We start from the raw sequence: 9,406 nt of genomic DNA on the forward strand, positions 1-9,406 counted from the left end.
GATATCATGGTGATATTGTTTTGGCACTTCGAAGTTGCGCATTTATGGTTTATTTATTCGCGAGTGTCAAGGTAAGCTACGCGCCCCCGAGTGCCACCTGTGAATTCGTTGGCAGTTACCGGGCACCGCTCGTCCGGTTCCATTCGGTTAGCCTCGGCGTTGGCTTTGAATAGCCCTGGCATGTTCGGTTGTATGTGCAAAGCCCCGTAAATCAAGGGGTTCAGCCATTTTTGAGTGGCTGTGAAAAAGTAACTCAAATGGATGGATCGACGTTTTAAATGGATGCATGGAGGCGTGATGGCACTTTGCCTAAATATCACTAGTTACCACAAGATTACTCCCGGCCAATGCCCGGAGATGCGGTTGGAAACCGGTGCCATCACGCTTGGCCGCGCGACGGATAATGACTGGGTACTTCCTGATCCGGAGCGGTTGGTATCGGCCAGGCATTGTGTGATCCAGTTCAAGGATGGGCGATATTATTTGACCGATGACAGTACGAACGGTGTGGAATTAGTTCGCGCCGGTATTCGCTTGCGTCGCGGTAACAGTGAGCAATTGCTGGATGGCGAAGTTATCCGCATTGGCGAATACGAGATACAGGCGCGCATCGACGCGAACCTGCCCGGCGCCCTGGATGGCGAACCCCAGGCGCACAGTTTCGAGGCGCTGATGGCCAACCAGGTGGCGGCCCCAGCCGCCCCAGCCCCGGCGATTTCCGGTGCGCCGGCTGCAAGCAGCGACGCGTTGCTGCAGGCGTTCCTGCGTGGCGCTGGTATCGAGCACCTGCGCATCGACGCCGCCGACGCCGCCGCGCAGATGGAAGCCATCGGCCATAGCTACCGCCTGATGGTAGAGGGCCTGATCGATGTGTTGCGTGCACGCAGCAGCCTGAAGGGCGAGTTCCGCATGCAGCAGACCACCATTGCCCCGGTGCAGAACAACCCGCTGAAGTTCGCCCCCAATGCCGACGAGGCGTTGCTGCTGTTGCTGCGCCACGGCAACCAGGCGTTCATGGCGCCGGACCAGGCCGTGCGCGAAAGCTTCGATGATGTGCGCGCTCACCAGTTGGCGGTGATGGCGGGTGTGCAGGCCGCAATCAAGCACTTGCTCGAGTGTTTCCAGCCGGCGCGCCTGGAGCAGCGCCTGGCACCCGCGGCCGGGCTGGCCAAGTTGTTCGGTGGTTCGCGTCAGGCCCACTGCTGGCAGCAGTTCACCGAGCTTTACGGGCAGATCTCCCGTGAGGCCGAAGACGATTTCCAGGAACTGTTCGGCCGCGAATTCAGCCGCGCCTACGAGGCCCACAGCAGCCGTTTGCAACGTAGCTGAGCGCCCCCAGGAAGACCACGGTACGTCAAGAGGACAAGGATGAAAGCAATACGACTGGTCGCAGCCCTGAGCCTGGTGCTGCTGGCTGCCTGTAGCAAGGACTCGCCGGTTGCCCCCGCTGCCGACAGTGCCCCGGACAGCGCAGCCGTGACCCTGTATTTCAGTGCCGCCGAGGGGCTGAACCCCGGCCCTGGCGGCACGCCAGCGCCGGTACGCGTGCGCCTGTACGAGTTGAAGAACAGCGCGGCTTTCGCCCGCGCCGACTACTTCGCCTTGGCCGAGCGCGCCCAGGCCACCCTCGGCGCCGACCTGATCGACCAGGACGAAGTGCTGCTGCAGCCCGGTGGGCAATTGCGCCTGGAACGCCCGCTCGATCCTGCCACTCGCCACATCGGCCTGGTGGTCGGTTACCGCGAAATCGACCAGGCCCAGTGGCGCAGCGTGCTGCCGGTGCCGCCGCGGGATTATCAGATCAGCCTCGATGTGCGTGCCGTGCGCAGCGCCGTGGCCACCTCACAACCTGAACCTGCCCGCTAGGCAATCGGAGTCCCCATGTCCTGGAACAATCGCGTGGTGTGGTCGGAAGGCATGTTCATCACGACCCAGCATTTCCAACAGCATGATCGCTACCTCGAACACTTGGTCGATGCCCGCAGCCGCCCGCTTGGCGTGGCTGCTTGGGGGTTCTCCGAGCTGCTGCTCGACCAGGGCCTGCTTGCCCAGGGCAAGGTGGCGATCCTCAGCGCCCGTGGCCTGCTGCCCGACGGCACGCCGTTCGATATCCCCCGTGACGACCTGCCACCTGCGCCGCTGGAAGTGCCCGACGATCTGCGCGATGGCGTTATCCACCTGGGGCTACCACTCAAGCGGGCGGGGGCTCGCGACACCGTCGACGAGGGCGAAGCCGTCGCTGGCGCCCGTTACATCAGCCGAGTCAGCGAAGTGCGTGACGACAACGCGCCGTTCGAAAACCGTGCTCCGCTGGCCCTTGGCAGCCGCGCCCTGCGCCTGCTGCGCAGCGAGGATGGCCTGAGCGACTACGCCGCCCTTGGCATGCTGCGCATCCGCGAAAAGCGCGCCGATCGCGCGCTGGTAGTGGATGACAGCTACATCCCGCCGGTACTCGATGTGGCAGCCAGCCAACAACTGTCTGGCTTCTGCGGCGAGTTGCTGGGCCTGCTGCACCAGCGTGGCGAAGCGCTGGCAGGCAGGGTGGTCGCCTCGGCCAATGGCGGGGCGTCGGAAATTGCCGACTTCATGCTGCTGCAACTGGTCAACCGTGCCCAGCCGCTGGTCGAACACCTCAACCAGCTGAGCCCGCTGCACCCCGAGCGGTTGTACAGCGAGCTGGTGGCCCTGGCTGGCGAGTTCGCTACCTTCACCCGCGATGGCCGCCGCCCGCACAGCTTCCCGGTCTATCAGCACGACGACCTGGCGGCGACCTTCGCCCCCGTGATGGCAGCCTTGCGCGAGGCCTTGTCGACGCTGATCGACAGCAAGGCGGTGGCCATTCCCATCGTCGAAAAGGCCTATGGCATCCACGTTGGCATGCTTGCCGACCGCAGCCTGCTCGACAGCGCCAGTTTCGTCCTGGTGGTGCGTGCCGACGTGCCCAGCGAGACCCTGCGTAGCCGCTTTGGTCAGCAGAGCAAGATCGGCTCGGTGGAACACATCCGCGATCTGGTCAACCTGCAACTGCCGGGCATCGGCCTGCTGCCGTTGCCGGTGGCGCCCCGGCAGATTCCGTTCCATGCCGGCGCCACCTATTTCGAACTCGACCGGGGCAGCGAGCACTGGAAGCAGTTGCAACACTCCGGTGGCTTTGCCTTCTACGTCGCCGGCGAGTTCCCCGGCCTGAGCCTGGCCTTCTGGGCCATTCGAGGATAACCCGTGATGCACCCGGACGATCCGCAGGCCAACGACCGTACCCAGTTCATGCCGCGCCCTGGTGGCCGTGCTGCGCCGCAACCCGCTGCGCCAGCACCGCAGCTGCCGCCGTTGCAGGTACCGGCCGAGCCCCTGGCACCTGGCCAGGGCAAGGGACTCAACCCGCTCGAGCAGGCTGCCGGCCCGTTGCTGGCCTTGCTTACCCGGCTGCGCAACACCATCGCCCACTCGGCACCGGCCAGCCTGCGAGCGCAGTTGCTGGCCTATCTGCGCCAGTTCGAGACCCGTGCCGAAGCCGCCGGGGTGGTGCGCAACGAGGTGCTGCTGGCGCGCTATGCGCTGTGCACCGCGCTGGACGAAGCGGTGCTCAGCACGCCGTGGGGCAGTGCCAGCGACTGGAGCCGGCAGAGCTTGCTGATCACGGTGCACAACGAGGCCTGGGGCGGTGAGAAGGTGTTCCAGCTGATGGAGCATTGCCTGCAGAGCCCGCGCGAACGGCTCAACCTGCTGGAACTGTTGTACCTGTGCACCAGCCTCGGCTTCGAAGGCCGCTACCGGGTCATGAACGATGGCCGCAGCCAGCTCGAAGCGCTGCGCGAGCGCGCCGCTGCGGCGATTCGCAGCGCCCGTGGCGAGCGTGAGCGTGAACTCTCGCCACACTGGCGTGGGGTGGCCGTCAGCCGTGACCGTCTGGCCCAGTTCGTGCCGCCATGGGTGGGCCTGGCGGTGGCCGTGGCGTTGCTGTTGCTGTTGTTGTTCGGCCTGCGCCTGAAGCTGGCGGCCGATGCCGAGCCGGTGTTCCGAGGTATTCACGCGCTGGGCGAAATCCCGGTACAAGCCATGGACCGCCCGGTGTTGCAGCCCAAGCCAGTGGAGCGCCCGCGCCTGGCCGGGTTCCTCGCCGATGACATCAAGGCTGGCCGGGTCGCCGTAGAAGACGCGGTCGACCGCTCGGTGGTGACCATTCGCGGCGACGAGCTGTTTGCCAGTGCCAGCGCCAGCATCAAGGGCGATTTCCAGCCGTTGATGCTGCGCATCGCCGAGGCAGTGGCCAAGGTCAAGGGCAATGTCCGGGTCACCGGGCACAGCGACAACCAGCGCATCGCGACGCTGCGCTTCCCGTCCAACTGGGCGTTGTCGCAGGCACGCGCCGAAGAGGTCAGGAGCATCCTCGCCGCGCGCACCGGGCAACCCGAGCGCTTCAGCGCCCAAGGGTTGAGCGATACCGAACCACTGGCGTCGAACGACACCGCGCAGGGCCGGGCGAAGAATCGCCGGGTTGAAATCACCGTTCTGGCGGAGGGCGTCGAGTGAAGGCGTTTTTCAGTTTTGTCATTCGCTGGGTAATCCCGCTGCTGGGCCTGATCGCCCTGAGCCTGATCATCTGGTTCGTCGGGCCGTTGCTGGAAATGCTGGCGTCGCCCACGCCACGCTGGCTGCTGATTGTCCTGCTGTTCGCGCTGTGGGGCGCTTACCGTGCCTGGCGCATCGTGCAGGCGCGCCAGCAGGCGGCCAAGGTCATGCAAAGCCTGGCGGCCGAGACCGCCGCGGACCCTGCCAGCGTGGCCACCGCCGAAGAACTGTCAGCCCTGCGCCAGCGCATGGACGAAGCACTGGCCCTGCTGAAGAAGGCCCGCCTGGGCGGTGACGAACGGCGCAACCTCTACGAGTTGCCGTGGTACGTGATCATCGGCCCGCCCGGTTCGGGCAAGACCACCGCGCTGGTCAATTCTGGCCTGCACTTCCCGCTGGCCGCGCAACTGGGCGAGGGCGCCATCCGCGGTGTCGGCGGCACGCGCAACTGCGACTGGTGGTTCACCGACCAGGCGGTGCTGCTCGACACTGCCGGCCGTTACACCACCCAGGACAGCCACGCCCAGGTCGACAAGGCGGCCTGGCTGGGCTTCCTCGACCTGCTCAAGACCCAGCGCTCGCGCCGCCCGATCGACGGTGCGTTCATCGCCATCAGCTTGTCTGACCTGCTGCTGGGCAGCGACGCCGAGCGCGCCGCACACGCAGCGGCGATCCGTGCGCGCATCCAGGAGCTGTACAGCCAGCTGGGCGTGCGCTTCCCCGTATACCTGATGCTGACCAAGCTCGACCTGGTACCGGGCTTCATGGAGTTTTTCGACAACCTGGGCAAGGACGAACGCGCCCAGGTGTGGGGCATGACCTTCCCGCTGGATACCCTCGAGCAGGGCGGTGATGGCCCGTTGGCGCAGTTCGACAACGAGTTCGGGCTGCTCGAGCAGCGCCTCGGCGAGCGCCTGGTCGAACGCCTGCAGCAGGAGCGCGACCCGGCCCGGCGCGACCTGATCTACGGCTTCGTGCAACAGTTCGCCGCCCTGCATGGCAACCTCAAGGGGTTCCTCGATGGCATCTTCAAGCCCAACGCCTTCGAGGCGCGGGCGTTGCTGCGCGGGGTATATTTCACCAGCGGCACCCAGGAAGGCAGCCCCATCGACCGGCTGATCGGCAGCATGGCCCAGAGCATGGGCCTGGACCGTGCGCACCTGGCACGCCAGAGCGGTAGCGGGCGCAGCTATTTCATCGAGCGGCTGTTCACTGCCGTGGCTTTCGCCGAGCGTGGCCTGGTCGGCAGCAACCCGAAGGTGGAGCGGCGGCGCCGGTGGATCGCCCGTGGCGCGCTGGCCCTGAGCGTGGCCCTGGTGCTGCTGGTCGGCACCTTGTGGGCCGTCAGTTACCGGGCCAACCAGCAATACATCGCCGAGGTCGACAGCCGCCTACAGCCGCTGGGCAAAAGTGTGCAAGGCCTGAGCCCTGCGCAGCGCAACGTGGTCGACGTGCTGCCGCTGCTCAACGCCGTGCGCCACCTGGCCGACGACCCACCCAGCTGGGCCGAAGGCCTGGGCCTGTACCAGGGCGACATGCTCGAAAGCGAATCGCAGAGCCTGTACCGCAAGCTGCTGATCGCAATTTTCGCCCCACGCCTTGTCACCCGCATCGAGGAACAGCTGTACGCCGGCGGCCCGTCAGACTACCTCTACGAAGGCCTCAAGGCCTACCTGATGCTGGCCGATGCCGAGCACTACGACCCGGACTTCATCAAGGCCTGGATCACCCTCGACTGGGAACGCCAGTTGCCCCGCGACCTGGCGCCGGATCTGCGCAAGGCCCTGGAGCAGCACCTGGCGGCGCTGTTCGACAAGCGCCCGCCGAATGCCCGCCTGGACCAGCGCCTGATCGACGACACCCGTCGCCAGCTGCAGCAATTGCCGGTGGCCCAGCGGGTGTACGACCGGGTCAAGCGCCAGAAACTGCCAGGCGGGGTCGAGGATTTCCGCGTCAGCGACGCGGCCGGGCGCGATGCAGCCCTGGTGTTTCGCTTCAAGAGCGGCAAGCCGCTGAGCGAGCCGCTGCCGGGGCTGTTCACCGTGCAGGGCTACCGCCAGGCGTTTCTTGCCGCCAGCCTGGCGCAGAGCACCACGCTGGCCGAAGAGCGCTGGGTATTGGGCCGCGCGCCGGGCGAGGCAGGTGATGCCAGGCGCCTGGCCGATGATGTGCAGCAGCTCTATTACCAGGACTACATCCGCCACTGGGATGCCCTGCTCGACGACCTGGACTTTGTGCCGATCACCAGTGTCGGCCAGGCCGCCGATGTACTGCGGGTGCTGTCCGGGCCCACTTCGCCAATGAAGCAGCTGCTGCAGGCGGTAGCCCGGGAAACCAACCTGGCGCAGCCGACCACACTCGACAAGGTCCAGGACAAGGCCGAACAGGCCGGTGTCGACCAGCTGCGCCAGCGCCTTGGCGGGCTGCTCGGCGACGCACCGCTGCCCGTCGACAGCCCTGCTTCCCGCACGCAGGACCCGGTGACGGCGCACTTCGCCGAGTTGGCCGCGCTGGTCGGCAACGGCGAAGGCCAACCTGCCGCCATCGACGGCTTGCTCACCGACCTCAATGCGCTCTACGTGCAGGTCAGCGCCATGGTCGGCGCCAGCGGCGATGCCCTGCTAGGCGAGGCCAAGAACCAGGCCCAGGCGGCGGCGCAACGGGTTGCCCTGGGCGCGGCGCGCCAGCCCAAGGTGGTGCAGAACCTGGTCAGCTCGGTACTCGGCTCGACCCACGGCGTGGTCATGGGTGGGGTGCGCAACCAGCTCAACGCCGCCTGGGCCAGCGAAGTGCTGAATGTCTACCGCCAGTCGCTCAGTGGCCGCTACCCGATGGCGGCCGGCAGCTCGCGCGATGCCACCCTGGAAGACTTCGGCCAGTTCTTCGGGGTCGGCGGGGTGATGGACAGCTACTTCCGCAAGTACCTGCAGCCCTACGTCAACACCTCCAGCACACCCTGGAGCTGGCAGCCGGGTGCGGCGCAGAAGCTTGGGATCAACAGCAGCGTGCTGTACACCTTCCAGCGCGCGGCGACCATTCGCGATGCCTTCTTCCGCAGCGGCAACGGTCTGCAGCCAGGCGTGCGCTTCGAGCTGAAGCCAGTGGCGATGGACGCCAGCATCACCCAGTTCCTGCTCGACCTCGACGGCCAGCAGGTCAGCTACGATCACGGGCCGAGCCGCCCAGTGGCGTTGCAGTGGCCCAACCCCAACAGCATCGGCGTGGTGCGCCTGTCGATTGCGCCGCCAGCGGCCAGCGGCCGGTCGGGGCTGACCGTGGAAGGCCCGTGGGCGTGGTTCCGCCTGCTCGACCAGTCCGACCTGGTGGCCGGCAGCTCGCCGGAGCGCTTCAACCTGCGCTTGCGCGTGGACGGCGCCAGCGTGTCATACGAGCTGCGTGCCAGCAGCGCCTTCAACCCGTTCCGCAGCCGAGTGGTCAGCGGTTTCAGCCTGCCGGAGCACCTGTGAACGACGTGGGTTTCTACGGAAAACTGGCCTGCCGCGGCGACTTCGTCAGCCGTGGCTTGCCGCAGACCTTCATCCAGCCCTGGGACCAGTGGTTGGCCGCCGGTATCCAGGCCAGCCAGCAGGCGCTTGGCGAGGCCTGGCTGCAAGCCTACCTGGTCAGCCCGTTGTGGCGCTTTGCCCTGGCGCCTGGTGTGTGTGGCCCGGATGCGGTGGTCGGCGTGCTGATGCCGAGCATCGACCGGGTGGGGCGGTATTTTCCGCTCAGCGTGGCGCAGGTGCTGGAGCCCGGGGTGGCGATAGCAGGCGTCGTTGGCGGCGCGGATGAGTGGTTCGAGGGGGTCGAGGCGGCGTTGCTGGGCACACTTGAAGCAGAGGCAACCTTCGAGCATTTCGAGGCGGCCCTGCAGCCTTTTCGTCACGACCAGCCATTGTTGCCAGGGCCACGCGTGACCCTGGGCGGCTTGCAACGGCTGGACGGCACCACCCCGCAGGGCCGGGCCCTGGCCCTGGCCGAATGTGCCTGCGAAGGCATGAGCCTGTGGTGGGGGCAGGGCAGCGAGCGGATCGCGCCAGGCCTGCTGCGTAGCCAGGGCCTGCCGCGCAGCGAGCAGTTCGCCGCGTTTTTGCTGGGCAGCGAGGCGAGGCCGGCATGAGCAGTGTGCACTACAGCGCGGCCAGCTACAGCCATGTAGGCATGGTCCGCAAGATCAACGAAGACGCCTGCCTGGAGCTGACCTGGGATGGCCTGTGGGCCGTTGCCGATGGCATGGGTGGGCATGCCGCCGGCGACTATGTGAGCAGCCTGGCCGTGGACAGCCTGCGCCAGTTGCCGCTCGTCGATGGGCTGGAGGATTTCACCCAGGTCTTGCGCGACACCCTGGCGCGGGTCAACCGCGCCGTGCGCGAGGAAACCTTGCGCCGGGGCGTGGCGATGATGGGCAGCACGGTGGTGGTGCTGGCCGCACGCGGCGACCGCGCCGTAGGCCTGTGGGCCGGGGACAGCCGGCTATATCGGCTGCGCGATGGCCGCATCGAGCGCCTGTCGCATGACCACAGCTACGTCCAGGAGCTGCAGGACAGCGGCCTGCTCAACGAGGCCGAAGCCCGCGTGCACCCGCGCGGCAACATCGTCACCCGCGCCATCGGCGTCGAGGACCAGCTTGAACTGCAGGCGGTGAGCGTGCAGGTGCAGCCCGGCGACACCTACCTGCTGTGCAGCGACGGCTTGAACAAGACCGCCGAAGACCACGAGATCGCCGACGTACTCGGCCATGCCGACCCCTACCAGGTGGTCCGCAGCCTGGTACACCTGGGGCTGACCCGTGGCGCCCCTGACAACATCACCGCCGTGGTGGTGAAGGCGAATTGAA

7 protein-coding genes are annotated in these 9,406 nt (G+C 66.7%); all 7 read left to right on the top strand.

Going from position 1 to position 9,406, the window contains the following annotated elements; all coding sequences use genetic code 11:
* The first annotated feature begins 297 nt into the window (after positions 1-297).
* The 7 genes from tagH to J5M58_RS19655 are packed head-to-tail and all read left to right on the top strand — an operon-like array spanning position 298 to position 9,405.
* Positions 298-1,329 (top strand): type VI secretion system-associated FHA domain protein TagH, encoded by a 1,032-nt coding sequence (tagH, locus tag J5M58_RS19625; RefSeq protein ID WP_207879243.1) that lies wholly within the window; start codon positions 298-300, stop codon positions 1,327-1,329.
* A gap of 39 nt (positions 1,330-1,368) precedes the next feature.
* Positions 1,369-1,866, top strand: coding sequence for a type VI secretion system lipoprotein TssJ (gene tssJ / locus J5M58_RS19630; RefSeq protein ID WP_207879246.1), 498 nt, complete (start codon positions 1,369-1,371; stop codon positions 1,864-1,866).
* A 15-nt stretch (positions 1,867-1,881) separates the two neighbouring features.
* On the top strand, positions 1,882-3,216 hold the full coding sequence (gene tssK, locus J5M58_RS19635) for a type VI secretion system baseplate subunit TssK (RefSeq protein ID WP_112253441.1): 1,335 nt from the start codon (positions 1,882-1,884) through the stop codon (positions 3,214-3,216).
* Positions 3,217-3,222: 6 nt separating this feature from the next.
* The gene (locus J5M58_RS19640) at positions 3,223-4,530 is read left to right on the top strand and encodes a DotU family type VI secretion system protein (RefSeq protein ID WP_112253442.1); all 1,308 of its coding nucleotides are present in this window, start codon (positions 3,223-3,225) and stop codon (positions 4,528-4,530) included.
* Positions 4,527-8,036, top strand: coding sequence for a type VI secretion system membrane subunit TssM (tssM, locus tag J5M58_RS19645; RefSeq protein ID WP_207879249.1), 3,510 nt, complete (start codon positions 4,527-4,529; stop codon positions 8,034-8,036). Before J5M58_RS19640 ends, tssM begins: the two co-directional genes overlap by 4 nt.
* Positions 8,033-8,689 (top strand): type VI secretion system-associated protein TagF, encoded by a 657-nt coding sequence (gene tagF / locus J5M58_RS19650; RefSeq protein WP_207879252.1) that lies wholly within the window; start codon positions 8,033-8,035, stop codon positions 8,687-8,689. The genes tssM and tagF overlap by 4 nt, the downstream gene beginning before the upstream one ends.
* Positions 8,686-9,405, top strand: a complete 720-nt coding sequence (locus J5M58_RS19655) for a PP2C family serine/threonine-protein phosphatase (protein ID WP_112253445.1) — start codon at positions 8,686-8,688, stop codon at positions 9,403-9,405. Before tagF ends, J5M58_RS19655 begins: the two co-directional genes overlap by 4 nt.
* The last annotated feature ends 1 nt before the right edge of the window (position 9,406 follow it).

The organism is Pseudomonas sp. 32_A (assembly GCF_017490905.1).
Classification (GTDB): Bacteria; Pseudomonadota; Gammaproteobacteria; order Pseudomonadales; family Pseudomonadaceae; genus Aquipseudomonas; species Aquipseudomonas inefficax.

Coding starts and splice junctions, on each gene's coding strand:
- tagH (WP_207879243.1), top strand. CDS start 298: ATGGCACTTTGCCTAAATATCACTAGTTACCACAAGATTACTCCCGGC.
- tssJ (WP_207879246.1), top strand. CDS start 1,369: ATGAAAGCAATACGACTGGTCGCAGCCCTGAGCCTGGTGCTGCTGGCT.
- tssK (WP_112253441.1), top strand. CDS start 1,882: ATGTCCTGGAACAATCGCGTGGTGTGGTCGGAAGGCATGTTCATCACG.
- J5M58_RS19640 (WP_112253442.1), top strand. CDS start 3,223: ATGCACCCGGACGATCCGCAGGCCAACGACCGTACCCAGTTCATGCCG.
- J5M58_RS19655 (WP_112253445.1), top strand. CDS start 8,686: ATGAGCAGTGTGCACTACAGCGCGGCCAGCTACAGCCATGTAGGCATG.